Genomic DNA, 25,439 nt, shown 5'->3' with positions numbered 1-25,439 from the left:
ACCCGCGCGCGCGACGATCGCCAACCGCTCGCGTAAGGTTTCGCCCGCACACCGGTTGAGGGGACGTGAAGACGATCATGTTGGGGACCACCGTCCGCCGCGCCGCGCGCGTGGCGTCCATCGCCGTGGGCTGCGCGCTGGGCGCGGCCCCGGCCGCGCACGCCGGGCTGTCGACCTGGTCGAGCCTGCCCGGCTCGGAGGGCCGCTGGGTGCGGGAGTACGCGACCGGCTCGCCCGCGAGCACGATCTACGCGGCGCTGGAGGGCGGCGCGGGCGTCCTGCGCTCGACGAACTCCGGCATCAGCTGGAGCTCGTTCGAGGCGGGCCTGCCGGGCGGTGACGCGCGCAACGTCCGGGCCGTCGTCGCGTCGGGCTCCGACGTCCTGATCGGCACCGGGGTCGGGGTGTTCCGCTCCCAGTCGGGCGGGGCCTGGCAGCCGCTGGGCCAGGGGGAGGAGTCCGACCCGAAGACCCTGAACCGCTCGGTCCAGGCGCTGCTGAACGCGGGCGGCACGCTGCTGGCGGGGACGTTCGCGGGCGGCGTCTTCCGCTCGACGGACGGGGGCGCGACCTGGATCCGTCCGGCGGCGGGCAACGGCATGCCGGCGGGCGAGACCGTCTGGTCGCTCACGTCGTTCGGCCCGCTGGTGCTCGCGGCGACCTCCAGCGGCGTGTACCGCTCCTCGGACTCGGGTGCCTCGTGGTCGCCGGCGAGCGACGGCCTGCCGTTCTCGCCAATCCTGCGGGTCTTCGGCGACGACGCGAACCCGAACATCTACTACGCGGGAACCGCCGGCTCGGGCATGTACCGCACGATCAACGCGGGCGTGACGTGGCAGCCGGTGAACGAGGGCCTCGGCCCGTCGACGATCCGGGACTTCACGACGGTGTTCAACCCGGGCAAGAACGAGACGCGGTTCTACGCGGCGACCCCGGACGGCGCCTGGGCGGGCCGGACCGAGAGCGGCCCGCTGCCGGGCAAGGTCCGCTGGAGGAAGGTCACGCAGACGGGCCTGGGGGCGAACACGATCTTCTGGGGTCTGTCGAACTTCCTCAGCACGCCGGGGACGCTGCTGGCGGGCACGCAGTCCAACGGCGCGTACAGCCTGACGTTCCAGCCCCCGGTGAACGTGACGACGCCGCCCGCCCCGACCGGGACCCTGCAGGTCGGCAAGACCCTGACCGCGAGCCCCGGCGCGTGGTCGGGGACGCCGACGATCGACTTCACCTACCGCTGGAAGCGGTGCACGGCGGCGGGCGACACGGCCACGTGCTCCTTCATCGCCGGGGCGGAGGAGGCCGCCTACGTGCTGGTGGCCGCCGACCAGGGCCGGTTCCTGCGGGTCGAGGTGACGGCGACCAACGACTTCCCGACCTTCGACCTCGTCCGCGAGCTGTCGGCGGCCACCGCGGTCGTGGCGGCGAACCCGGGGACGCTGCCGGGCGCCAACCAGCAGTCCGCCCCCACGATCACCGGCCCCCAGTTCCCGGCGCCCGGTGACACGCTCACCGCCACGGGTGCCGCCTTCAACCCGGCGGCGAGCAGCGGCGTCTCGTACCGCTGGGAGCGCTGCCCGGATACGAGCGGGACCGGCTGCGTCGAGCGCACCGGCGTCACGGGCGCCGCCTACGTCCTCACCGAGGACGACGTCGAGCAGCGACTGCGCGTCACCGCGATCGGCGCGAACTCGGCGGGCTCGGCGGCGACCCAGCCGTCGGGGTTCTCCAACGAGATCTTCCCCCGGCAGGCGCAGAACCTCGAGCTGCCCGTCGTCCTCGGCCAGCCGGTGACGGGGGAGACCCTCGTCGGCGCGGTCGGCACCTGGGCGAGCCCGCGGACGACCTACGCGCGCAGCTGGCAGCGCTGTGACGCCGACGGCGGCTCCTGCCAGACGCTCGGTGGGGTCACCGGCGCGACCTACGCGGTGACCGCCGCCGACGTCGGCAGCCGCCTGCGGCTCGTCGTGGTGGCGGACACCAACGGCCCGAACAAGATCCCGGCCGCCGTCGCGGTCGCCTCGGCGCCGAGCGCGCTCGTGACCGCCCCGGCGGTCGCGGGCACGCCGGGCGCGGGCGTCCCGGTCGGCGGCACACCGGGCAGCGGCACCCCGGGTGGCGGGGCCCCGGCGGACGCGAGCGCCCCGGTGCTGGGAGCGATCGCCGCGCCGCGGACCGCGATCACGCCGAAGCGCTCGGCGGCGCTCGTGCTGCGCTCCAGCGAGGCGGGCACCGCCCGCCTGCGCGTCGAGCGGGTCCTCGCGGGCCGTCGCGCGGGCGCGCGCTGCGTGCGCGCGACCGCCCGTAACCGCCGTGCGCGCCGGTGCGACCGCTTCGTGCTCGTCGGCACGCTCTCGCGCCCGGTGGTCTCGGGGACCACGACGGTGCGCCTGACCCGCAAGGTCGGCTCGCGCACGCTCGCCCCCGGCCGCTACCGCGTCCGCGTGACCGTCCGCGACGCGGCGGGCAACGTCAGCGCCGTCCGCGACGTGCGCGTCCGCGTCGCCCGCCGCTAGCGGCACGTCGCGGTCCCGGCAGCCCACCTCGCACCCGGCGTGCGCTGCGCTGCCGGCGTCCGCTCGACGGCCTCGATCCCGGTCGCCGAGGGTCGCAGACCGACTTCCGCGGTCCGTGCCCGGCGGCCGGCAGCGACCCGCCGTCGTGTCGACGACGAGGGCCCCGCAACCGCGGGGCCCTCGCCGAACCTCGTATCGCCGCGAGGCGCTACTTGATGAACAGCATCTCCGAGTACTTCGGGATCGGCCACAGGTCGTCGGCGACGACCTTCTCGAGCTTGTCCGCCGCGACGCGCACGTCGTTGGCGGCCGCGAGCACGACGTCGCGCATGTAGGCCGCGTGCTTCACGCCGCCGTCGGGGCCGTCGTGGTCGTTGGCCTTCTCGAGCGCGAAGATCGCCTCGACGAGCTCGGTGATGAGCCCGTCGAGCTCCTCCTTGAGCTTCTCGATCGCGGGGCTGTCGCCACCGTCGTCGAGCAGCTCCGCGTGGCGCAGGGCCGCCGGCAGGATCATCGTCCGCGCCATCGAGGCCGCGGTCTCCGCCTCGATGTTCGCCTTCGACGAGTACTGCTCGACGAAGACCTCGTAGCGGGACTCGAGCTCGCGCTTGGAGAGGACCTTGAACTTCTTGAACGTGTCGACCGTCTGCTTGTTGACGATCCACGGCAGGGCGTCGGGGGTCGTCGGCAGGTTCAGCAGGCCGCGCTTCTCGGCCTCCTTGTGCCACGCCTCGGAGTAGCCGTCACCGTCGAAGACGATGTGGCCGTCCTCCTCCCAGACCGTCTTGACGACCGCGGACACCGCCGCGAAGACGTCGCCCTTGGAGGCCTTCAGCTCCTTGGCCAGCTGGCCGCTGAGCTCGGAGATCGCCTCGGCGGTGATCGTGTTGAGGACCGTGTTGACGAAGCCCAGCGACATGCTGGAGCCGACCGCGCGGAACTCGAAGCGGTTGCCGGTGAACGCGAACGGCGAGGTGCGGTTGCGGTCGCCGCCGTCCTTGGGCAGCTGCGGCAGCATGTTCGTGCCGAGGCCGAGGAACGACTTCTTCGGCACGGTGCCCTTGCCGGTCGCGATCTTCTCGAACGCCGTCTGCAGCTCGGCGCCGAGGAAGATCGAGATGATCGCCGGCGGCGCCTCGTTGGCGCCGAGACGGTGGTCCTGGCCGATGTTCGCGACCGACGCGCGCAGCAGCGCCTGGTGCTTGTTGACGGCCTTGATGACCGCCGACGCGAAGAACAGGAACTGCGCGTTGGCCTCGGGCGTGTCACCCGGGTTGAGCAGGTTCACCTTCGTGTCCGTGCCCATCGACCAGTTGTTGTGCTTGCCCGAGCCGTTGAGGCCGGCGAACGGCTTCTCGTGCAGCAGGCAGACCATGCCGTAGCGGCGGGCGACGTTCTGCAGGATCTGCATCGTCAGCTGCTGGTGGTCGGAGCTGATGTTCGAGTTCTCGAACAGCGGCGCGAGCTCGTACTGACCCGGGGCGACCTCGTTGTGACGGGTCTTGATCGGGACGCCGAGCTTGGAGAGCTCCTCCTCGACCTCGAGCATGTAGGAGAGGACGCGCTCCGGGATCGACCCGAAGTAGTGCTCGTCGAGCTCCTGGCCCTTGGGCGGCTTGGCGCCGAACAGCGAGCGGCCGGTCGTGTACAGGTCGGGGCGCTCGAAGTAGTACTGCTCGTCGACGAGGAAGTACTCCTGCTCCGGGCCGACCGTCGTGAATACGCGCGTGGCGGTCTCGTCGCCGAGCAGCTTCAGCGCCTTGATCGCCTCGTTCGACAGCGCGTCCATCGAGCGCAGCAGCGGGATCTTCGCGTCGAGCGCCTCACCCGTCCACGAGACGAACGCCGTCGGGATGCAGAGCAGTGCGCCGTTGGGGTTCTCGAGGATGAACGCGGGGGAGGTGGGGTCCCAGGCGGTGTAGCCGCGCGCCTCGAACGTCGCGCGGATGCCGCCCGACGGGAACGAGGAGGCGTCCGGCTCGCCCTGGATGAGCTCCTTGCCGGAGAACTCGGCGAGCGCCGTGCCGTCGCCGACCGGCTCGAAGAAGCCGTCGTGCTTCTCCGCCGTCAGGTTGGTCAGCGGCTGGAACCAGTGGGTGTAGTGCGTGGCGCCCTTCTCCATCGCCCACTCGCGCATCGCCTGCGCGACCGAGTCGGCGAGCGAGGCGTCGAGCGGCTCGCCCGCGGCGAGCGACTCCTGGAGCGCCTTGAAGATGTGCTTCGGCAGCCGGGCCTTCTGGACGGCGACGGAGAAGACGTTGTCGCCGAAGTTGGAGGCACCGGGGACCGTGAGGTCCGCGGCGCCGAGCGCGCCGCCGTTGGAGCTCCACTGGGCGGCCGTGACGTTCTGCTGACGGGTGCGGCTCATGAGCTGTTCGATGTCCTCCTGAGGGAACGACGGGGGTAGAGGCGCGCGCGCAGAAGCGACGCGCGCGGGTTGCGTCGACCAAGGTATGCCGCGCGACGTCCCGCCACCTTATCCCGATGTCCAAACCCTCGGTGAAGGGTTTCGCCCGTGTGTCACGACGCCCCCGACAGGCTGGCGAATCCCCCCCGACGATGTTCCGACACATGGCTAAAGAGGTTGTGGACCGGCTGTCGCACCATGGTCGAGCACTTCGACCCAGGAGGATGTATGCGACGTTCGTCGTTGGCGGGGGCGCTCATGCTGAGCGTGCTCGCCGCACTGATCGTGCCGGCCGTTTCGATGGCCGACACGCTCGAGGCCTCACTCAACGGCCAGTTCCCGGAATCACGCGCCATCAACACCATGTGGGTGATGGTCGCCGCCCTGCTCGTCATGCTCATGCAGGTCGGCTTCATGTTCCTCGAGATCGGGTTCTCCCGTGGCAAGAACGCCGGCACCATCGTCGCGAAGATCCTCACGAACTTCTCGATCGCCGGGATCATGTTCTGGGCCTGCGGGTTCGCTCTCGCGTTCGGCGCGCCCGTCAGCGACTCGTTCAACGTCGCCGGCAAGGAGGGCTTCTTCCTGCAGGGCTTCGGTGATCCCGCCACCGCGTTCCCGGTGCTCGGCATCTTCGACGTCACCGTCGAGACGAAGTTCTTCTTCCAGTTCGTCTTCTGCGCCGTGTCCCTGGCGATCGTCTGGGGTTCCACGCTCGAGCGCATCAAGTTCGGTGTCTACATCATCTACGGCATCGTCTTCGCCGGCCTGATCTACCCGCTCGGCGCCCACTGGGTGTTCGGCGGTGGCTTCCTGCAGAACGGTGACTACCTCGGCCTCGGCCTCGTCGGCATGCAGGACTTCGCCGGCTCGACCGCGGTCCACCTGATCGGCGCCACCGGCGCTCTCGCGGCGCTCCTGCTGCTCGGGCCGCGCAAGGGCAAGTACGGCCCCGACGGCAAGCCGCGCGCCATCCCGGGCCACAACATGCCGCTCTTCGGCCTGTCCGTCCTGATCCTCTGGTTCGGCTGGTTCGGCTTCAACGGCGGCACCGCGCTGTCCGGCCTCGACGGCCGCTACCCGGAGATCATCCTGATCACCAACCTGGCCGCCGGCTCCGGCGTCCTGGGCGCCCTGCTCATGTCCAAGATCAAGATGGGCACGCTGGACATCGGCATGGCCGGCAACGGCGCGATCGGCGCGCTCGTCGCCATCACCGCCCCGTCGGGCTACGTCGAGGCGTGGACCGCCCCGATCATCGGCGGCATCGCCGGCCTGCTCGTGCCGATCTGCGTCATCGCGATCGACAAGAAGGTCGACGACCCGGTCGGCGTGCTGACCGCGCACGGCATCTGCGGCATCTGGGGCACGCTCGCCTGCGGGCTCTTCACCGCGCCTCGCCTGGCCCAGTACAACGCCTTCGGCGACCCGAACGGCGGCCTGTTCTACAGCGGCTCGTTCGACCAGCTGCTCGCCCAGGTCGTCGGACTCCTCATCGCCTTCTCGTTCGTCTTCCTCATGAGCTACGGCACCTTCTGGCTCATCAAGAAGACCTACGGCCTGCGCGTGACGGAGGCCGAGGAGGACGCCGGTCTCGACATCTCCGAGCACGGCATGTACGGCTACCCGGAGCAGTTCATCCCGTCCGCCGAGCTCGTCGGCTACGGTGCCGCCCCGGCGGCGTCCGCGAAGGCGGGGGCCCCCATTGCGACCACGAAGGAGGCCACCGCGTGAAGAAGATCGAGGCGTTCATCCGCCACGAGGCGTTCGAGCCGATCCGGCTCGAGCTCCTCGGGCTCGGGTTCCCCTCGCTGAGCATCAGCGAGGTCAAGGGCTCGGGCCGTCAGAAGGGCATCACGGAGCGCTACCGAGGCGCCGAGCTGACGAACTACCTCCGGCCGAAGCTGAAGCTGGAGTGCGTCGTCTCCGACCGGGACGTGCAGACGATCGTGGACACGATCCTCAAGCACGGCCGCACCGGTGCGGTGGGCGACGGCAAGGTGTTCGTCCAGCCCGTCGACGACGCGTACCGCGTCCGGACCGGTGAGTCGGGCGAGGAGATCCTGCAGGCGCACCCGGACGCCGCAGCGACCACCTAGTCCGACCGACCCAGCAGAGCGCCTGGCCGGGGCGGCGGCGCACACCAGTGCCGTCGCCCCGCCTGCGTTCACCGGAGGAATCCATGGCCACGCCGATCCCCCTGAGAGACATGTCAGCCACGCCCGCACGCAACCAGCCCGACCCGCACTCCGGAGGCCTCGTCGAGCGCCTCCGCGCGATCCACCTCCAGATGGTCGAGGCGGTCCTCGGGGGCGACGGCCTGGACCGCGTCGCGCGGCTCGCCGCCGACGCGGCCGGCGGCGCCGTCGTCGTCGCCATCCCCCGACTGCAGGCCTTCGCGCAGGGCGGGCCGTCCGCGCCGCCCGACACGCTCGACGCCGTCAAGCGCTACGTCGCCGACCGCGTCAAGGGCCGCCCGGTCCCCGCGCCCGACGGCGTCCTGATGGACGTGCCGATCAGCTCCGGGGACGAGGTCGTCGGCGCGGTCGTCCTGCTCGCCGCGGCCGATGCCACCCCCGCCGACGACGCCGGGGAGTACCTGCACCTCGCCGCGGTCGCCTCGCTGACCGAGGTCGCCATCGAGGAGGCCAAGGAGGAGGTCGAGCAGAACCTGCGCGGCTCCTTCCTCGAGGACCTGCGCTCGCGCCCCGACCTCGAGCCGCGCGAGATCGTCCGCCGCGCCGGCCGGCTCGGCTGCGACCTGTCGCGCGGCACGGTCGTGCTCTGCGCCGAGCTGAAGACCGACCGTCCCCGCCACGTCGTCGCGATCATCAACGGCGACGAGCCCGGCGCCCTGGCCCAGCTCATCGACGACCGCGTCTACGCCCTGCTGCCCGCGACCGGCGGCGACGACGCGCCCGAGGCGACGCTCGACCGCGCCCGCCGGCTCGCCCAGCGGCTCGGCCAGTACGGCACCGTCGGCCTCTCGAGCTTCTACGCCGACCCGGGCGAGTTCGCCCGCGCGATCCAGGAGGCCGAGCTCGTCCTCGACGTCCTGCGCCAGAGCGACGGGACCGGCGGCTTCGACAGCCACGACATCGGGACCGGCACCTACCGGCTGCTGTTCCGGGTCCTCGCCTCGCACCCCGAGGAGGTCCGGTCCTTCTACGAGGACACCGTCGCCCCGATCGTCCGCTACGACGACCAGTACCGCACCGACCTCGTCGGCACCCTCGAGTCCTACCTCGAGCAGAACTGCAACATGAACGCGACCGCCGCGGCCATCTACGCCCACCGGCACACCGTCGCGTACCGGCTCGAGCGCGTGAAGGAGCTCACCGGCCTCGACCCCATGCTCTCCGAGGACCGCGAGCGCCTCGGCCTCGGCCTCAAGGCGTACCGGATCATCGCGCCACGGCTGCCCAAGTGAGGGTGGGGGGGCGGCGGGGGGTGACGGGCGCCCCCGCTCGCTCCGGCACTCGGCCTCCGGCCTCGCACCGGATGCCGCTCGCGGGGGCGCCCGTCACCCCCCGCCGCAGCCGGTAGCGCTGCGCGCGGCTAGCGCTCGTCGGTGTCCCGGACGACCTTGCCGGTCTCCGGGTCGACGCGCGACCGGGCGGGCGCGTCGGAGATGTCGACGGTGAAGTCGCCGGCCTGCTCGCTGGCCGTCTTCGCCTTGCCGTCGAGGCCGGCGGCCACGCGGTACTTGACCGTGTGGGTGCCGGACTGCACCGGGGTGACCCGCCACGAGAACGTGCGCGTCTGGCCGGCGGGGAGCGAGCCCAGGGCCCACGTGTTGGTGTAGGCGGTGTCGCCGCCGACGGGGGGACGGTCGATGACCCAGACCGGGCGCGACGGGTCGGCCAGGCCGGGCTGCTCGGAGTCCTTGGAGAAGGAGTCGACCGTGACGGCCACGACCGGCACCGCCTTCGTGTCCGCGTTGCGGACCGTGATCTTCATCTCGCTGGCCGACGCGAGCGACTGGCGCTCGGGGAACGACGCGGAGACGACCTCGAGCGCGTACGTGCCCGAGGGCTCGTCCGCGTCCTGTCGCTCGCCACCGCCACAGCCGGCGATCGCAAGGGTGGCCGCGGTGAGCACCGCGCTGGTCTGGAAGCTCCCTCTCACAGCGCGCCGCAACGTACCAGACGCAGGGGCGTCCGCGGGACGGTTTCCGCGCGCGTGTGACGGCGCGGCACCGGCGGCGCGCCGGGCCGAACGTTCCCGTTTGTCAGAGGTCCGGCGAAAGGCATAGACTCCGGCGTCGTCACTGGGTCCGGTGACTCATGACCCTGAGGAGGGGCTGTCCGTGGTACGTAACGTCGCCGATCGAGCGTTTCTTCCGACGAAGAACGTCCTCGAAGAGGTCGGGGACATGATGATCCTGACGGGGAAGACCATCGTGTCGGCCCTCCGCCCGCCGTACCCGTACGGCGGCGAGTTCGTGCAGCAGTTCCTGTTCACGCTGCGGCTCTGCTGGTTCCCGCTGCTGGTCTCCACGATCGCCTTCGGCTACGGGGCGCCCGGTCTGCAGGCGGCGAACTTCCTCGTGCTGTTCGGCGCGCTGGACCGCCTCGGCGGGTTCTTCGTCCTCGCGTCGATCCGCGAGTTCGCGCCGTTCGTGACCGCGATCGTGCTCGCCGGCGTCGCCGGCACCGCGATCACGGCGGACCTCGGCGCCCGCAAGATCCGCGAGGAGCTCGACGCGCTCCAGGTGCTCGGCGTCGACCCGGTGAAGAACCTCGTCGTGCCGCGGTTCCTCGCGCTGATGCTCGTCACCGGCCTGTTCGACATCTACGCGCTGCTGTTCGGCATCTTCGGCGGCATCCTCGCCACGCTCGTCAACGGCGCGCCGCTCGGCCCGTTCTGGGCGACCTTCTTCACCAACGCGTCCGTGACCGACCTCTGGGGGTCGGTGCTGAAGTGCACCATGTTCGGCGCGATCATCGCGATCGTCTGCTGCTACAAGGGCATGACCGCCTCCGGCGGTGCCGAGGGGGTGGGACGTGCCGTCAACCAGGCCGTCGTCATCGCCTTCCTCGGGGTGTTCGCGTTCAACTACGTGTTCACCCAGACGCTCCTGGCAACCCACCCCGAGATCACGGTGATCCGATGAACACCGGCTGGCTCAGCGTCCCCCGGGACTGGATCGCGAACTTCGGCGAGATCGCCAAGTTCTGCGGCAAGATCGCCGGGCAGGTCTACAGCCTGCGCGTGCTGCGCTTCTTCGGCGAGGCGCTGCGGCAGTGCGGGATCCTCATCCTCAGCTCGACGCTCGTCATCTGGGGCCTCGTCTTCATCATCGGCCTTCAGTGCGGGATCGAGGGCGCGTACTTCAACCGCTCGGTCGGCGCCCCGGCCTACGCGGGCGTCTTCTCCGCCTGGTGCGACCTGCGCGAGCTCGTGCCCTACGCCTTCGGCTACATGATGGCCGCGAAGGTCGGGACCGGCATCGTCGCCGAGCTCGGATCGATGCGGATCTCCGACGAGATCGACGCGCTCGAGGTCATGGGCATCGACTCCACGGTGTTCCTCTGCGCGACGCGCCTGCTCGCCGCCTGGCTCGTGCTGCCGTTCATGTACATCGCAGCGGTCGGCGCCGGCTTCTTCGCGAGCTACCTCGCGGTCGTCGAGCAGATCGGCGAGGTCAGCTCCGGCGGCTTCTTCCTCATCTTCTGGATGTTCCAGAACCCACCCGACCTGCTCTACAGCGTCATCAAGGGGATGACGATGGCGACGGTCATCGTGCTCGTCGGGTGCTACTACGGCTACCACGCCAGCGGGGGACCCGTGGGCGTCGGCACCGCGACCGCGAAGTCCATGGTCCTCAACATCGTGCTCGTCCATCTCATCGGGATGCTCGGCACGCAGCTCTTCTGGGGTGCGAATCCCCGGGCCCCGATCGGAGGTTGACCCCCCATGCCGCGCATTCCTCGACGGGGCGGAGGCTCCGGAGACGACACCCCCAAGCCGCCGGCCGACGACTGGCTCAGCGACGACGCGCCGCGCGTCGACGAGCCCACGGCCGTGACCCCGCCCGCGCCGCCGGTCGAGGTCCCGCCGATCGACGTCCCGGCGCCCGCCCCGGCCGCCGCCGCGGCGCCGGAGCCCGCCCCGGTCAAGGTCGTCAGCGAGCCCGAGCCCCCGGCCGGCCGCCTCGACGACGACGAGTACAAGTGGCACACCGGCCTCGCGACCCCGGCGGGGACGCCGGATGCGGTGGAGTTCATCGATGTGCACAAGGCGTTTGGGCGGAACAAGATCCTGCGGGGTCTGAACATGGGTCTTCCGGAGGGGAAGATCTCGATGATCCTGGGGCCGTCGGGGACGGGGAAGTCGGTGTGCATCAAGCACATGGTCGGGTTGCTGTACCCGGACGAGGGTGATGTGCTGGTGCATGGGGAGTCGGTGCCGAACATGCCCGACGACGATCTGTTCGAGATGCGCAAGAAGTTCGGGGTGCTGTTCCAGGACGGTGCGTTGTTCGGGTCGATGAACATCTTCGACAACGTGGCGTTCCCGTTGCGGCAGCACACGGAGAAGTCCGAGGACGAGATCGCGCAGATCGTCAATCAGCGCATGGAGGAGGTCGGTCTCGGGGCGGCGAAGGACAAGTTCCCCAACGAGCTGTCGGGTGGCATGCGCAAGCGTGCGGGCTTTGCGCGGGCGCTGGTGCTGGATCCGGACATCGTGCTGTTCGACGAGCCGGACTCGGGTCTGGATCCGGTGCGCACGGCGCTCCTGGGGGAGTTGATCCAGGAGATCCACGAGACGGTGATGAACGAGGCGCGGGCGGATGGGCGCAAGCACATGCCGGCGTTCGCGATCATCAGTCACGACATCATGACCTGCCGTCGGGTGGCGGAGTACATCTCGGTGTTGTGGCGGGGGAAGATCGTGGAGGCGGGTCCGGCGCAGGACATGCTCAACAGCGACAACCCGTTCATCCGGCAGTTCCTCGCGGGCGAGTCGATGGGCCCGCTCACCATGGACTGACGAATCGTCCATCCGTCCAGGGTCCGCGGCACCCACCGCGGATCCATCGGGCCGGCCGGTCACCGGCCCGAGAAGCCGCAGACGACCTTCACGCAAGATCAACAGTCGTTCGGGCATGATGCCCGCCTCGCTCGCCCCAGTCCCACTTCGAGGGCACCTCTGCACCAGCGCCGCACACCCGTTGTCGTTCCCCCGTTCGCCGATCCCGCCAGGACCGCGCGATGACCGCTGCCCGCGCCGGGATCGTCGGCCTGCTCGTCATCACGCTCGCGGTCGTCGCGGTCGTGCTCACGCGTGGCGACGACGTCACGAGCTACACCCTGCGGTTCGAGAACGCCGGCCAGCTGGTGAAGGACGACGACGTCCAGATCGGCGGCCGCCGCGTCGGCTCGATCCGCGAGATCACGCTCACCGGGGACAACCAGGCCGAAGTGCGGATCGAGCTCCAGAACGCCTACGCGCCGCTGCACGTCGGGTCGACCGCCGTCATCCGCGCCACCTCGCTGTCGGGCATCGCCAACCGCTACATCGCGATCTCCCCGGGCGCGAACTCCAACCCGGAGATCCCCGAGGGCACGACCCTGTCCGCGGAGAGCTCGACGACGATCGTCGACCTCGACCAGCTCTTCAACACGCTCGACCCCAAGGCGCGCCGCTCGCTGCAGGAGGTCATCCGCGGATCCTCGGTCCAGTACAACGGCAAGGGGCGGCAGGCCAACGAGGGCGCGAAGTACTTCAACCCCGCGATCTCGACCACCGCGCGGCTCGTCAACGAGCTGACGCGCGATCAGAAGGTCTTCACCGACTTCCTCGTCTCGAGCTCGAAGGTCGTCACCGCGCTGGCCGAGCGCCGCCCGCAGCTCGCCTCGCTGATCGCCAACACGAACCAGACCGCCGCCGCCATCGGGGACGAGCGCGTCGCGCTGGACACGTCGCTCGGCGTGCTCCCCGACACGCTGCGCCGCGCGAACACGACGTTCGTGAACCTCCGCTCGACGATCACCGACCTCGACACGCTCGTCGCCGAGAGCAAGCCCGCCACGAAGGAGCTCGCCCGCTTCCTGCGCGAGCTGCGGCCGCTCGTCGCCGACGCCCGCCCGACGATCAAGGACCTGCGCACCCTGATCCGCAAGCCCGGGACCGGGAACGACCTCATCGAGCTCGTCCGCAAGGCCCCGCGCCTGGAGCGCGTCGCCAAGCCCGCGCTCGCCAACGGCATCGAGGCGTTCCGCAAGACCACGCCGGTCCTGCAGTTCATCCGTCCCTACACCGCCGACCTCGCGGGCTGGATCCGCGACTTCGGCCAGGGCGCCTCCAACTACGACGCCAACGGCCACTACGCGCGCATCTCGCCGATCGCGAACCTGTACTCGCTCACCGACAACGTCCTCAACCCGCTGCAGAGCGCCGCCCCGCTCGACGGGTTCCAGAACGGCGTCGTGCGCCGCTGCCCGGGCTCCGCGAGCCAGACCCGTCCCGACGGGTCCAACAACTGGCGTGACACCGACGGGAAGCTCGACTGCGACCCGTCCCTGACCCTCCCCGGCCCGTGAAGCGCCTCGCCGCCATCCTCGCCCTCGGCGTCCTCGCCGCCGCGTTCGCCGTCTTCGGCAGCGGCGCCGGCGACGGCGACGCGTACCTCGTGCGCGCGGAGTTCCGCAACGCCTTCTCGGTCATCCCCGGAGAGGACGTCAAGATCGCCGGCGTGCGGGTGGGCTCGATCGAGGCGCTCGACGTCACCGACCGGCAGACCGCGGCCGTCACGCTGAAGATCGAGGAGCCCGGCTTCCAGGACTTCCGCACCGACGCCACCTGCACGATCCGGCCGCAGTCGCTGATCGGCGAGAAGTTCGTCGAGTGCACCCCGACGCAGCCCAAGGCGCAGGGCGCCGCCCCGTCCCCGAAGCTGCAGCGGATCGCCTCCGGCGAGGGGGAGGGCGAGTACCGCCTTCCCGGCCTGCAGGCCAGCCCGGTCGACCTCGACCTCGTCAACAACACGCTGCGGCTGCCGTACCGCCAGCGGCTCTCGCTGATCCTCAACGAGCTCGGCGCCGGCCTCGCGGGCCGCGGCCAGGACCTCAACGCGATCATCCGCGACGCCGACCCGGGCCTGAAGGCGACCGACAAGGTCCTGAAGATCCTCGCGTCGCAGAACCGCGTCCTCGCCGACCTCGCCCGCGACTCCGACACCGTCATGCGGCCGCTGGCGCGCGAGCGCGGCCGCGTCGCCGACTTCGTCCAGCAGGCGGACACGACCGCGCAGGCGACCGCCGAGCGGCGCGTCGACCTCGAGCGCAACCTCCAGCGGCTCCCCGCCTTCCTGCGTGAGCTGCGGCCGACGATGGCCCGGCTCGGCGAGCTCGGCGACCAGTTCACCCCGGTGCTGTCGGACCTCGGCCGGGTCGCGCCCGACGTCAACCGCTTCGTGTCCCAGCTCGGACCGTTCACCCGCTCGGCCACGACGTCGCTGACGTCGCTGGGCGACACGACCGTGGTCGGCCGCGACGCGCTGCTCAAGAGCAAGCCGATCATCGACGACCTGCGCCAGTTCGGCATCCAGGCGAAGCCGTTGTCGACGAACCTCGACGCGCTCCTGACGAGCTTCAAGGAGACCGGCGGCGTCGAGCGGCTGATGGACTACCTCTTCTACCAGGTGGCCGCGATCAACGGGTTCGACCAGTTCGGGCACTACCTGCGCGCACAGCTCGTCGTAAACCTCTGCTCCACGTACGCGGTCACCAACGACCCGGCGTGCAGCGCGAACTTCACCGGCACCGAGTCGCGCAGCGTCACGACACGCTCCGCCCAGAGCGCCCTCGACGCGATCGACGACGGCCGCTCGCCGCTGCTGGCGAAGACCGACGCGGTGCTGCGCGGCATGAGCCCCGAGGACGTGCGGGCCGCTACCACGACCGCGCGCCAGCGCGACGAGGCCAAGCCCGCGCTCGCCCCGCTGCCCGCCCGCCCCGCGAAGGGCGAGGCACCGCTGCAGCTGCCCGCGTTCCTGCCCTCGACCGGCGAGGCCACGCCCCAGAAGACGACGCCCGCGCCCGCCCCGTCCGCGACGCCGGGCAGCGCGTCGCCCGCCACCGAGGGCCTCCTCGACTACCTGCTCGGCGGGGGTGGCTGATGCAGCGTCGCAGCCCGTCCCTCGCCGCCAACCCGGTGCTCATCGGCGCCGCGACGACCCTGATCGTCATCGTCGCCGTCTTCCTCGCGTACAACGCCAACAGCGGCCTGCCGTTCGTGCCGAGCTACTCGGTCAAGACGCTCGTGCCGTCGGCCGCGAACCTCGTGCCCGGCAACGAGGTCCGCCTCGGCGGCGCGCGCGTCGGCGTCGTGCAGGACATCACCCCGGTCCGGCGGCCCGACGGGTCGGTCATCGCCGAGCTCGACCTGAAGCTCGAGACGACCGTCAAGCCGCTGCCCGTCGACTCGACGATCCTCGTGCGCCCGCGCTCCGCGCTGGGCCTCAAGTACGTGGAGATCACGCGCGGCACCTCCAAGCGCGGCTTCGCCGACGGGGCGACCGTCCCGTTCTCGCAGGCGACGCCCACGCCCGTCGAGTTCGACGACGTCATCAACACCTTCGACCTGCCGACCCGCAAGGCGTCGCGGACGAACATCGAGGAGTTCGGCACCGCGTTCGCCGGCCGCGGCGGCGACCTGAACATCGCGCTGCAGGAGCTGCAGCCGCTGCTGCGCAACCTCGCGCCGGTGATGGACAACCTCGCCGACCGCCGCACGCGCCTGGGCCGCTTCGTCCGCGTGCTCGGCCGCACCTCCGCGGAGGTCGCCCCCGTCGCGCAGACGCAGGCCGCGCTGTTCGCGAACCTCGACACGACGTTCGTCGCGCTCGCCGGCGTCGCCCGCCCGTTCATCCAGGACACGATCTCCGGCGGGCCCGCCGCGCTCGACGCCGGCATCCAGGGGTTCCCGCGCCAGCGCCCGTTCCTGGCGAACACCGCGAGCTTCGCGCGCGAGCTGCGCCCCGGCATCCGCGCGCTGTCCGGGGCCGCGCCCGACCTCGCCGACGCGCTGCAGATCGGCACCCCGGTCCTGCGCCGCTCCCTGGACCTCAACCGCCGCCTGAAGCCGACGTTCACCGCGCTGCAGGAGTTCGCCGCCGACCCCGCGGTCAAGCTCGGCGTCGCCGACCTCACGAACCTCGCGAAGATCGCCAACCCGACGATCGCGCACCTCACGCCCGTCCAGACGGTCTGCAACTACGTGACGCTGTGGTTCCGCAACGTCGCGAGCCTCCTGAGCGTCGGCGACAACAACGGCACCGGCCAGCGGTTCATCATCATCGCGACGCCGCAGGGGCCCAACGCCGAGGGCGCGCCCTCCAGCGGTCCCGCCAACGGCCCGCTGCGCGACAACTACCTGCACACCAACCCGTACCCGAACACGGCCTCGCCCGGCCAGACGCTCGAGTGCGAGGCCGGGAACGAGCGCTACGCCGCCGGCCGCCAGGTCATCGGCAACGTGCCCGGCAACCAGGGCACGTCGACCGAGAAGACGACCATCCAGAAGGACAACTGACGTGGCCCGTCGCGCATCCTCCGGTCGCCGCCGCGGCACCTCCGGACCCTCCGCCTTCGCGGTCGGGGCGCTCGTGCTGCTGCTCGTCGGCGTCGGCACCTACCTGGGCTTCGCCAAGGACCTGCCGTTCACCTCGGACTTCCGGATGAAGGCGGTGTTCGAGTCCGCGAACTCGATCCGCAAGAACTCGCCGGTGCGCATCGCGGGCGTCAACGTCGGCAAGGTCGTCGACGTCCAGCGCCAGGACGGCACCGACGCCGCGGTCGTCACGTTCGAGCTGAAGGACAAGGGCCTGCCCGTCCACAAGGACGCCACCGCCAAGATCCGGCCGCGCATCTTCCTCGAGGGCAACTTCTTCCTCGACCTGCAGCCCGGCACCCCCGGCACCCCGACGATCGGGGACGGGGACACGCTCCCGATCACGCAGACCGCGACCCCGGTGCAGCTCGACGAGGTCCTGACGGCCCTGCAGTCGGACACGCGCGAGGACCTCAAGGCGGCGCTCGACGGCTTCGGGACCGCGCTCACGTACGAGCCGACCGCCGAGGACGACGCCGACCAGGACCCCGACGTGCGCGGCGAGACCGCCGCCGAGGCCTTCAACGACACCTACGACCGCGGCGGTCGCGCGCTGAAGAACCTCGCGATCGTCAACGAGGCGACCCTCGGGACCGAGCCGCGCGACCTCTCCAAGCTCATCGCCGGGCTCGGGCGCGTCACCACCGCGCTCGCGTCCCGCGAGGACGACCTCAAGGGGCTCGTCACGAGCTTCAACACGACGATGGGCGCGCTGGCCGCCGAGCAGACGAACCTGCGGGCCACGGTCCGCACGCTCGCGCCGACGCTCGCGAGCGCCAACCGCGCCTTCGCGAGCCTCAACGCCGCGTTCCCGAACACCCGCGCGTTCGCCCGCGAGATCCTGCCCGGCGTCCGCGCCACCCCCGGCACGATCACCGCCTCGTTCCCGTGGATCGCCCAGACGCGACGGCTGCTCGGGCCCGCCGAGCTGCAGGGCCTCGCCCGTGACCTGCGCCCGACGACCGCGGCGCTGTCGAAGGTCGTCGACACCTCGCTGACCCTGTTCCCGCAGGCCGACCTCGTCGCCAAGTGCGCGACCCGCGTGATCCTGCCGACCGGGGACATCAAGATCCAGGACGGCACGCTGTCCACCGACCGCGAGAACTACAAGGAGTTCTGGTACGCGATGGTCGGGCTCGCCGGCGAGGGCCAGAACTTCGACGGCAACGGCGGCTACGTCCGCTTCCAGACCGGTGGCGGCAGCCAGACCGTGTCGACCGGCAAGGTCGGCGGCGCCGCCGGCGACGTGCTGTTCGCCAACGCCGCCTCCAAGCCGCTGGGCACCCGGCCCGCGTTCCCGGGCAAGCGCCCGCCGTACAACTCCACGGCCCCCTGCTTCGAGCAGAAGATCCCCGACCTCAACGGCGCGAAGGTCGGCGGCGCCGAGGGCGGCGTCTCCGCCGGCGCTGCCCGGTCGGCGATCGGCGAGCAGCTGCGCGCCGCGCAGTCCCGCAAGCGCGACGCCGCGCCGTCGACCGGTGACTCCGTCGCCGGGGCGCTCGCCGAGCGCCTGAACCCGTTCCGCGGCGCCACGGTGGGGAAGTGACGTCGTGAGGCGCGCGATCAGCAAGAACCTCCGCTGGATCGGGGCGATCGCCGGCCTCGCGCTCATCGCGAGCGTCGTCGGCGGCTACATCCTCTCCAACCAGCGCTTCTACCTCCCGAAGTGGGTGCCGGTCCTCGGCAGCGACTTCGTCGACTACAAGGCCGAGATCCAGACCGCGCAGTCGATCACCCCCGGCCAGGGCCAGACCGTGAACATCGCGGGCGTCCCGGTCGGCGAGCTCTCCGACGTGCAGCTGAAGAACGGCCGCGCGATCGTCACGCTGAAGATCCGCCGCCGGTACGCGCCGCTCTACAAGGACGCCAGCGCGCTCGTGCGGCCGAAGACCGGCCTCAACGACATGATCGTCGAGCTGTCGCCCGGCACGAAGGCCGCCGGGGAGCTGCCGCGCGACGAGCCGATCGACGTCCGCAGCACGCTGCCGAACATCAACGCCGACGAGATCCTCGCGTCGCTGGACGGCGACACGCGGTCCTACCTGCAGCTGCTGCTCGGCGGGGCGGGGGAGGGCCTGCGCGGCAACGGCGAGCGCCTGTCCTCGACGATCCGCCGCTTCGAGCCGACCGCGCGCGACACCGACCGGATCGCCACCGAGCTCGCCAAGCGCCGCGAGAACATCCGCCGCGTCGTCCACAACTTCCGGCTCGTCAGCGAGGCGCTCGGCGAGAAGGACGAGCAGCTCGGCGACCTCGTCTCGAGCTCCAACGCCGTCTTCACCGCGTTCGCCCGGCAGGACGCCCGCCTGCGCGAGACGCTGCAGCTGCTGCCCGACACGCTCGGCGAGACCCGCACCGCCCTCGACAAGGCCGACCGGCTCGCCCGCCAGCTCGGGCCGACGCTCGGCGCGCTGCGGCCCGCCGCCCGCAACCTCGGTCCGGCACTGCGCCAGACCCGCCCGTTCCTGCGCACCACGACCCCGGTCATCCGCGACCAGCTGCGGCCGTTCGCGCGTGACGTGCGGCCCGTCGTGCGGGTCCTGCGGCCGACCGCCCGCGACCTCGCGGTCGTCACGCCGAAGCTCTCCAGCGCGCTCACCACGGTCAACTACCTGCTCAACACGCTCGCCTACAACCCGCCCGGGGACGCCGAGGAGGGCTACCTGTTCTGGACCGCGTGGGCCAACCACGCCGCCGGCACGGTGTTCGGCACCCAGGACGCGCACGGCCCGATCCGCCGCGGCCTGCTGCAGCTGTCCTGCTCGACCCTCGCGACGCTCGACTCGCTCAAGCCGGTCAACCCGCAGCTCGGGACGCTCGTCGACCTCGCCGGCGTGCCGCTGACCAGCGACGTCTGCCCGACGACCAGCCAGGCCGGCACCGGGACGACGACCACGCGGGCGCGGGGCGCCGACGCCGTCGTCCCGCAGACGCCGACGCAGGAGCTGACGACCGAGCCGGTCGCCGCCTCCCGTGGGACCGCGACCGCGGGGGAGGGGCGCTAGATGGTCAAGCAGGCACCCACCGTCGGGCGGCTCCTCGTCATGGTCGGCTTCGCGCTGTCCTGCTTCGGCCTGCTGCTGTTCCTCTGGGTCGCGTTCGGCGGCCCGACGCCGCTCAAGCCGCAGGGCTACCGCTTCACGACCTCGTTCGGCGAGGCGACGCAGCTGGCGGTCGAGGCGGACGTCCGGATCTCGGGCGTCTCCGTCGGCAAGGTCAAGGAGATCACGCCGAACAAGTCCACCGGCCGCTCCGACACGGTCATCGAGCTCGAGCCCCGCTACGCGCCGCTGAAGCGCGACACGAAGGCGATCCTGCGCCAGAAGACGCTGCTGGGCGAGACCTACGTCGAGCTGACCCCGGGCACCCGCGGGGCGGGCACGGTCCCCGAGGGCGGGCGGCTGCCCGCCGGGCAGGTCTCGCCGACCGTCGAGCTCGACGAGATCTTCCGCGCGTTCGACCCCAGGACGCGGACCGCGTTCCAGAACTGGATCCAGACGCTCGCCGTCGCCAGCGACGGGCGGGGCCGCGACATCTCCGACGCGCTCGGCAACCTCGCGCCGTTCTCGCAGGACACCAACGAGCTGCTGCGGATCCTGAACTCGCAGTCCGCGACCGTCCGGCGCCTCGTGCGCAACGGCGGCGAGGTGTTCGACGCGCTGAGCGAGCGCCGCGGCCAGCTCGCCGGCCTGATCACCAACGGCAACCGCGTCTTCGAGACCACCGCGCGTCGTGACGCGGAGCTCGCCGACACGTTCCGGATCCTGCCGACCTTCCAGCGCGAGGCGACGCGGACGGTCCGCCGCCTGACGACCTTCGCCGACGACACCGACCCGCTGATCGACCAGCTGCGGCCCGCCGCCCGGCAGCTCAGCCCGACGCTGGTCGACCTGTCGGCGCTCGCCCCGGACCTCAAGGCGCTGTTCCGCGACCTCGACCCGCTGATCACCGCGTCGCGTCGCGGCCTGCCCGCCACCGAGCGGTTCCTCGACGACCTCAAGCCGTTCCTGGGCGAGTCCGACCCCGTGACGCGGCAGCTGAACCCGATCCTCGACTTCCTCGGCATGTACCGCAACGAGGTCGGCGCGTTCTTCGCCAACACGGTCGCCGCGACGCAGGCGTCGAACATCCCGCCCGGCGGCGACGTCACCACGAAGGTCCACTACCTCCGCACGACGAACCCGCTGAACCCCGAGGTGCTCGCCGTGTATCCGCGCCGGCTCAGCACCAACCGGTCCAACCCGTACCCGCTCCCGGGCGCGTTCAACGACATCAAGGACGGCCTGAAGGTCTTCGAGGACCGCCACTGCCGCAACGGCCTCGTGCCGACGCTCGGCGGGCTCGGGGACACGCTCTCCGGTCTCGTGCCGCCCGCGCTGCGCGCGAACATCGTGAAGTTCGTCTTCGGCGGCGCGATCGCCGACGTCGTCGCGCCACCCTGCACGAAGCAGGGCCAGTTCACGATCGGCGGCAAGACCACCGACTTCCCGCAGATCGGGGCGTCGACGTCGGCCACCGCGGGCGCGTCGCGCGCCACCACGAAGTAGCCCGTGCCGTCGAGGGGCGGCGCCCACGTCCCGTCGCGTCGGTACGGTGACGGGGCCGTGAGGGAGACGTCGGGCTGATGGTCGTGCGAGGGCTGACCGCGCTGATGCGCGGCGCGGCGCGTCGCCCGCTGGCCGCCTCGGTCCTGGTCGCCGTGCTCGTCGCGGCCGGCACCGTGCTCGCGCTGCAGCTGCGGCCCACCGCGGCGACCGAGACGCTCGTCGGCAAGAGCTCCGACAGCTACGAGGCGACCCAGCGGTTCTACGAGCGGTTCGGCGACGACGCCGTGTTCGTCCTCGTCCGGGAGGACCTGAAGTACCTGGCGCTCACCGCCGACCTGCAGCGGGTGCTCGGCCTCGAGGGCTGCCTGTCGGGCAACCGGCCCGCGGGCGTCGTGCCGCGCGGGGGCGAGAACGGGCCGTGCGCGCGGCTGGCGCGGACGAAGCCGACGAAGGTCGTCTTCGGGCCCGGCACGTTCCTCAACACGGCCGTGACGCAGATCGCCGAGGAGTTCGGGCGCGAGCAGCAGCGGGCCGCCGAGCGGGGGGCGAGTGCGGCCGAGGCCGCGCGACGGCTCGCGCGGTCGCAGGGCAAGAGCACCGCGGAGGCGCGACGCCTCGGCGAGCAGGCCCGCGAGCTCGTGAACGCCGAGTTCACCCGCAACCTCCTGCTGCTCGCCACGAAGTACGGCGTCACGTCGCTGCCGCAGCTGAACAACCCGGACTTCGTCTCGAACATCATCTTCGACGACAGCCGGCCCGTCGGCTGCCCGAAGGCCCGCTTCGCCTACATCCTGCCGAGCTGCACCACGGCGCTGATCACCGTGCGGCTGAACCCCGGGCTCTCCGAGGGCGACAAGCAGCGGGCGATCGCCGACATCCGCGCCGCGGTCGCGATGCCCGACTGGCGGCTGGAGAACGGCAAGGGCACCTACGTCGTGACGGGCGCCCCGGTCGTCGTGGCCGACCTCACCGACGCGATCACCGACTCGATCATCTGGCTGATCGTCGGCGCGCTCGCGGTGATGGCCCTCACGCTCGCGCTCGTCTTCCGCGCCCGCCTGCGGCTGCTGCCGCTCGTCGTGGCGCTCGCGGCGACCGCCGTGACCTTCGGGGTCCTCTCGCTCGTGGGGGCGAGCCTGACGATGGCCTCGATCGCGGTGCTGCCGATCCTCATCGGGCTCGCGGTCGACTACGCGATCCAGCTGCACGCGCGCCTGGAGGAGGAGCGCCGGGCCGCCGCAGGCGACCTCGATCGCGCGATCGACCGCGTCGCCGCCGCGGGCGCCCCGACCGTCGTCACCGCCGCGGTCGCGACCGCCGCCGGCTTCCTCGTCCTCGTGCTCAGCCCCGTGCCGATGGTGCGGGGCTTCGGCATCCTGCTCGTGCTCGGCATCGCGCTCGCGCTGCTCGCGGCCCTCGTGCTGGGCACCGCGGTGCTCGCCGGGACCGACGGGCGCCGGCTGCCCGACGGCGGCCCGCTCGGCGCCGCGCTGCGCGGCGCCGGGGAGCTCGTCGTCGACAACCCGGTCGGCCGGGGCGTGCGGCGCGGCGGCGGGGCGCTGCGGGCGCGTGCCGCCCGGATCGGTCGCCGGGGCCTCGCCCTGGCCACCGCCCGGCCCGGACGCGTCGTGGCGGTCGCGCTCGCCGTCGCGGTCGCCGGGTGGGCGATCGACACGGGCGCCGAGGTCGAGTCCGACATCCAGAAGCTCGTGCCGCGCGACCTGCCCGCGATCACCGACCTGCAGGCCCTGCAGGAGTCCACGGGCGTGGGCGGGGAGATCGACGTCGTCATCACCAGCGACCGGCTGACCGACCCGGCGGTCGTGCGCTGGATGACGAGCTACCAGGACACGCTGCTGAAGCGGTTCGGCTACAGCGCCAAGCGGGGCTGCGGCAAGGCCGAGCTGTGTCCGGCGTTCTCGCTGCCCGACCTCTTCCGCTCCGGGACCGCGAACCGCAGCCGCGCCCAGATCGAGGCGCTGCTCGACGCCGTGCCGCCCTACTTCTCGCAGGGCGTCATCACCGCCGACAAGCGCACCGCGAGCCTCGCGTTCGGGATCCGGCTGATGTCGCTGGAGCGCCAGCAGGAGGTCATCGACCTCATGCGCGACACGCTCGACCCGCCCGCCGGGGTCCGCGCCGAGCTCGCCGGGCTGCCGGTCCTCGCCGCGGAGGCCAACGCGGCCGTCGCCTCGCCGTGGCGCCGCGCCGGCACGCTGATCGCCGGGCTCGTCGCGGTCGCGCTCGTGCTGCTCGTCGCGTTCCGCGACCGCCGCCGGGCGCTGGTCCCGCTCGTCCCGATCGCCTTCGCGACCGGCTGGTCCGCCCTGATCCTGTTCCTGACGCGGATCCCGCTGAACCCGATGTCGGTGACGCTCGGCGCGCTCGTGATCGCGATCTCGACCGAGTTCAGCGTCCTGCTGTCCGAGCGCTACCGCCAGGAGCGCCTCGCGGGACACCCGCCCGAGGAGGCGCTGCGACGGACCTACGCCTCGACGGGCGCCGCGGTCCGCGCCAGCGGCATCACCGCCATCGCCGGGTTCGCCGTCCTCGTGCTGTCGGACATCCGGATGCTGCGCGACTTCGGCGCCGTCACCGTGATCGACCTGACCGTCTCGCTGCTGGGCGTGCTGCTCGTGCTGCCCGCGGTCCTGCTGCTGGCCGAGCGCGGCGAGCTCGTCCCCGCCCGGCTGCGCCGCGGCACGCGGGCCGGCGCCGGGTCGACCGGCCGGCCGCGGATCCCGCTGCCGCGCCGCAAGCAGCAGGTGGCGACGGCGACCCCCGGGGAGGGCACGTGAGCGAGGACGGACGCGACGACGGGCCGCTGGGCTTCGGCCCGGCCGACGAGGAGCCGGCGCGCCCGTCGGTGCCGCCGCCGGCCCGGGACCGTGACCCCGACCGGCCGACCGCCGCCGAGCGGCTCGCCGCCGGTGACGCGTCCGACCCCGACCTGCCCCGGCCCGGCCGGCGCGAGCGACGCCCGTCGCTGCCGGGCGGCCGCGGCCGCTACGGCTGGTTCGTCGGGGTGGTGCTCGTGCTGCTGCTCGGCCTGGTGACCCTGAACTCGATCGGCAGCGACGGCGTGTCCTCGCGCGGACTGGAACGCGAGAGCGAGGCCCCGACCTTCGCGGCGCCGCTCGCGCTCGGCGACCTCGACGGCGACGTGAACGTCGCGACGAAGGCCGACCAGGGCGACGCGGGCGACGTGCCGGCCTGCTCGATCCGCCGCCCCGACGTCGTGACGCTGTGCGCCCTGACCGAGCGCCGCCCGGTCGTCCTCGCGTTCTTCGCGACCCGGGGAGGGGACTGCGTCGACCAGCTCGACGCCGTCGAGGCGGTCAGCCGCCGCCATCCCCGCGTCGCGTTCGTGGGCGTGTCGATCCGCGGCGACCGCGGGGACCTGCGCGACCTGATCCGCCGCCGCGGCTGGACGTTCCCGATCGCCTACGACCGCGACGGGGTGCTCGCGAACCTCTACGGTGTGGCCGTGTGCCCGCAGATCGCCTACCTGCGCCGCGGCGGCCGGACCTTCGACACCTCCCTGGGGACGCTGCGCGAGCGTGACCTCGAGGGGTACGTGACCGCCCTGGAGCGCGGCGGCGCCCGCTTCGGCGAGACGCCCACGGGGACGTCCGGGGCTTCCGGGGCGACGCCGTGACGCACGAGGAGCTCAGCCGCGAAGGGTGGGTCGACGCCGAGCTGCTGGCGGAGTTCCCCGAGCTCGGCGTCTTCACGATGGAGGTGCTCGCCCCGCCGCGCAAGAGCCCGCCCGCGCTGCGCGGCCAGCTGCGCACCCTCAGCTCGCGCTTCAACGGGGCGGCGGCGATCACGATGCGCCGCCAGCCGATCCCGCACGCCTACCGGGTGTTCTTCCGCCACATCGGCCTGGACCCGGACACCACCCGGACGCCGATCGAGGCGGCCGCGATGGAGCGGCTGATGCTCGGCGGCTTCGAGTCGCGCTCGTGGGCGCACGACGCGATGCTGCTCGCGCTCGTGGAGACCGGCGTGCCGGTCTGGGCGCTCGACGCGGACCGCCTCGACGGGCCGCTGGGGATCCGTCCGGCGCGCGACGGGGAGCGCCTGGGCGGCGGCGACCTGGGGACCGACCTGCCGGCGGGCCGGCTCGTCGTCGCGGACGCCGACGCGCCCGTCGCGGTGCTGTTCGGCGATCTGGCGCACGACCGCGCGCCGACCCCGGAGACCGCTGTCCTGCGCCTGTTCACGGTGCAGGTCGCGGGGGTGCCCTCGATCCACGTCGAGGAGTCGTTGTGGGCGTGCGCCAACGCGATGACCAACCGGTCGTGACAGTCGGCACACGCTGCTAGGCTCACCCGCGGAGGAGCACCGCAC

18 protein-coding genes are annotated in these 25,439 nt (G+C 72.0%); 16 read left to right on the top strand and 2 right to left on the bottom strand.

Features of this window, described 5'->3' with window-relative positions; translation table 11 throughout:
* The first annotated feature begins 77 nt into the window (after positions 1–77).
* The gene (locus C7Y72_RS16670) at positions 78–2,513 is read left to right on the top strand and encodes a hypothetical protein (protein ID WP_158276899.1); all 2,436 of its coding nucleotides are present in this window, start codon (positions 78–80) and stop codon (positions 2,511–2,513) included.
* A 208-nt stretch (positions 2,514–2,721) separates the two neighbouring features.
* Here C7Y72_RS16670 and C7Y72_RS16665 read toward each other — a convergent pair whose 3' ends face one another.
* Entirely contained in the window at positions 2,722–4,881 is a 2,160-nt protein-coding gene (locus C7Y72_RS16665) for a glutamine synthetase III family protein (RefSeq protein WP_107570299.1), read from the bottom strand.
* A 267-nt stretch (positions 4,882–5,148) separates the two neighbouring features.
* Between C7Y72_RS16665 and C7Y72_RS16660 the strand changes: the two genes are divergently transcribed.
* The 3 genes from C7Y72_RS16660 to C7Y72_RS16650 all read left to right on the top strand — a co-directional run bounded on the left by C7Y72_RS16660 (position 5,149) and on the right by C7Y72_RS16650 (position 8,350).
* Positions 5,149–6,654 carry an ammonium transporter gene (locus tag C7Y72_RS16660; RefSeq protein WP_107570298.1) on the top strand — a complete coding sequence of 502 codons (1,506 nt, stop codon included), beginning with the start codon at positions 5,149–5,151 and terminating at the stop codon, positions 6,652–6,654.
* The gene (locus C7Y72_RS16655; protein WP_107570297.1) at positions 6,651–7,019 is read left to right on the top strand and encodes a P-II family nitrogen regulator; all 369 of its coding nucleotides are present in this window, start codon (positions 6,651–6,653) and stop codon (positions 7,017–7,019) included. The genes C7Y72_RS16660 and C7Y72_RS16655 overlap by 4 nt, the downstream gene beginning before the upstream one ends.
* Before the next feature lie 110 nt (positions 7,020–7,129).
* Complete coding sequence (locus tag C7Y72_RS16650) at positions 7,130–8,350, top strand: PucR family transcriptional regulator (protein ID WP_107570296.1); 1,221 nt, start codon at positions 7,130–7,132, stop codon at positions 8,348–8,350.
* Between the two features lie 128 nt (positions 8,351–8,478).
* On the opposite strand, the gene C7Y72_RS16645 is transcribed toward C7Y72_RS16650, so the two are convergent.
* Positions 8,479–9,048 carry a hypothetical protein gene (locus tag C7Y72_RS16645; protein ID WP_146175419.1) on the bottom strand — a complete coding sequence of 190 codons (570 nt, stop codon included), beginning with the start codon at positions 9,046–9,048 and terminating at the stop codon, positions 8,479–8,481.
* 247 nt (positions 9,049–9,295) lie between these two features.
* On the opposite strand from C7Y72_RS16645, the gene C7Y72_RS16640 reads away from it, so the two are divergent.
* From C7Y72_RS16640 to C7Y72_RS16585, 12 genes are all read left to right on the top strand, one after another.
* Positions 9,296–10,036 carry an MlaE family ABC transporter permease gene (locus C7Y72_RS16640; RefSeq protein WP_107570294.1) on the top strand — a complete coding sequence of 247 codons (741 nt, stop codon included), beginning with the start codon at positions 9,296–9,298 and terminating at the stop codon, positions 10,034–10,036.
* On the top strand, positions 10,033–10,833 hold the full coding sequence (locus tag C7Y72_RS16635) for an ABC transporter permease (RefSeq protein ID WP_107570293.1): 801 nt from the start codon (positions 10,033–10,035) through the stop codon (positions 10,831–10,833). Before C7Y72_RS16640 ends, C7Y72_RS16635 begins: the two co-directional genes overlap by 4 nt.
* A gap of 6 nt (positions 10,834–10,839) precedes the next feature.
* Positions 10,840–11,916, top strand: a complete 1,077-nt coding sequence (locus C7Y72_RS16630) for an ABC transporter ATP-binding protein (protein ID WP_107570292.1) — start codon at positions 10,840–10,842, stop codon at positions 11,914–11,916.
* A 221-nt stretch (positions 11,917–12,137) separates the two neighbouring features.
* The gene (locus C7Y72_RS16625; protein WP_107570291.1) at positions 12,138–13,469 is read left to right on the top strand and encodes an MlaD family protein; all 1,332 of its coding nucleotides are present in this window, start codon (positions 12,138–12,140) and stop codon (positions 13,467–13,469) included.
* Positions 13,466–15,046 (top strand): MlaD family protein, encoded by a 1,581-nt coding sequence (locus C7Y72_RS16620; protein WP_158276898.1) that lies wholly within the window; start codon positions 13,466–13,468, stop codon positions 15,044–15,046. Before C7Y72_RS16625 ends, C7Y72_RS16620 begins: the two co-directional genes overlap by 4 nt.
* Positions 15,046–16,461 carry an MlaD family protein gene (locus C7Y72_RS16615; RefSeq protein WP_107570289.1) on the top strand — a complete coding sequence of 472 codons (1,416 nt, stop codon included), beginning with the start codon at positions 15,046–15,048 and terminating at the stop codon, positions 16,459–16,461. The genes C7Y72_RS16620 and C7Y72_RS16615 overlap by 1 nt, the downstream gene beginning before the upstream one ends.
* Before the next feature lies 1 nt (position 16,462).
* Positions 16,463–18,085, top strand: a complete 1,623-nt coding sequence (locus C7Y72_RS16610; protein WP_107570288.1) for an MlaD family protein — start codon at positions 16,463–16,465, stop codon at positions 18,083–18,085.
* 4 nt (positions 18,086–18,089) lie between these two features.
* On the top strand, positions 18,090–19,544 hold the full coding sequence (locus C7Y72_RS16605) for an MlaD family protein (protein ID WP_107570287.1): 1,455 nt from the start codon (positions 18,090–18,092) through the stop codon (positions 19,542–19,544).
* Complete coding sequence (locus tag C7Y72_RS16600; RefSeq protein ID WP_107570286.1) at positions 19,545–21,086, top strand: MlaD family protein; 1,542 nt, start codon at positions 19,545–19,547, stop codon at positions 21,084–21,086.
* 77 nt (positions 21,087–21,163) lie between these two features.
* Positions 21,164–23,884: an efflux RND transporter permease subunit gene (locus tag C7Y72_RS16595; protein ID WP_107570285.1), complete on the top strand. Its 2,721-nt coding sequence runs from the start codon at positions 21,164–21,166 to the stop codon at positions 23,882–23,884.
* Positions 23,881–24,744, top strand: a complete 864-nt coding sequence (locus C7Y72_RS16590) for a TlpA family protein disulfide reductase (RefSeq protein ID WP_107570284.1) — start codon at positions 23,881–23,883, stop codon at positions 24,742–24,744. Before C7Y72_RS16595 ends, C7Y72_RS16590 begins: the two co-directional genes overlap by 4 nt.
* The gene (locus C7Y72_RS16585; protein WP_107570283.1) at positions 24,741–25,394 is read left to right on the top strand and encodes a hypothetical protein; all 654 of its coding nucleotides are present in this window, start codon (positions 24,741–24,743) and stop codon (positions 25,392–25,394) included. The genes C7Y72_RS16590 and C7Y72_RS16585 overlap by 4 nt, the downstream gene beginning before the upstream one ends.
* Positions 25,395–25,439: the final 45 nt, after the last annotated feature.

Origin of the sequence: Paraconexibacter algicola (assembly GCF_003044185.1) — a bacterium.
Lineage (GTDB): Bacteria > Actinomycetota > Thermoleophilia > Solirubrobacterales > Solirubrobacteraceae > Paraconexibacter > Paraconexibacter algicola.
This window is presented reverse-complemented; position numbering and strand designations above follow the sequence as displayed.

Coding starts and splice junctions, on each gene's coding strand:
- C7Y72_RS16670 (WP_158276899.1), top strand. CDS start 78: ATGTTGGGGACCACCGTCCGCCGCGCCGCGCGCGTGGCGTCCATCGCC.
- C7Y72_RS16665 (WP_107570299.1), bottom strand. CDS start 4,881: ATGAGCCGCACCCGTCAGCAGAACGTCACGGCCGCCCAGTGGAGCTCC.
- C7Y72_RS16660 (WP_107570298.1), top strand. CDS start 5,149: ATGCGACGTTCGTCGTTGGCGGGGGCGCTCATGCTGAGCGTGCTCGCC.
- C7Y72_RS16650 (WP_107570296.1), top strand. CDS start 7,130: ATGTCAGCCACGCCCGCACGCAACCAGCCCGACCCGCACTCCGGAGGC.
- C7Y72_RS16640 (WP_107570294.1), top strand. CDS start 9,296: ATGATGATCCTGACGGGGAAGACCATCGTGTCGGCCCTCCGCCCGCCG.
- C7Y72_RS16635 (WP_107570293.1), top strand. CDS start 10,033: ATGAACACCGGCTGGCTCAGCGTCCCCCGGGACTGGATCGCGAACTTC.
- C7Y72_RS16630 (WP_107570292.1), top strand. CDS start 10,840: ATGCCGCGCATTCCTCGACGGGGCGGAGGCTCCGGAGACGACACCCCC.
- C7Y72_RS16625 (WP_107570291.1), top strand. CDS start 12,138: ATGACCGCTGCCCGCGCCGGGATCGTCGGCCTGCTCGTCATCACGCTC.
- C7Y72_RS16615 (WP_107570289.1), top strand. CDS start 15,046: ATGCAGCGTCGCAGCCCGTCCCTCGCCGCCAACCCGGTGCTCATCGGC.
- C7Y72_RS16600 (WP_107570286.1), top strand. CDS start 19,545: ATGGTCAAGCAGGCACCCACCGTCGGGCGGCTCCTCGTCATGGTCGGC.
- C7Y72_RS16595 (WP_107570285.1), top strand. CDS start 21,164: ATGGTCGTGCGAGGGCTGACCGCGCTGATGCGCGGCGCGGCGCGTCGC.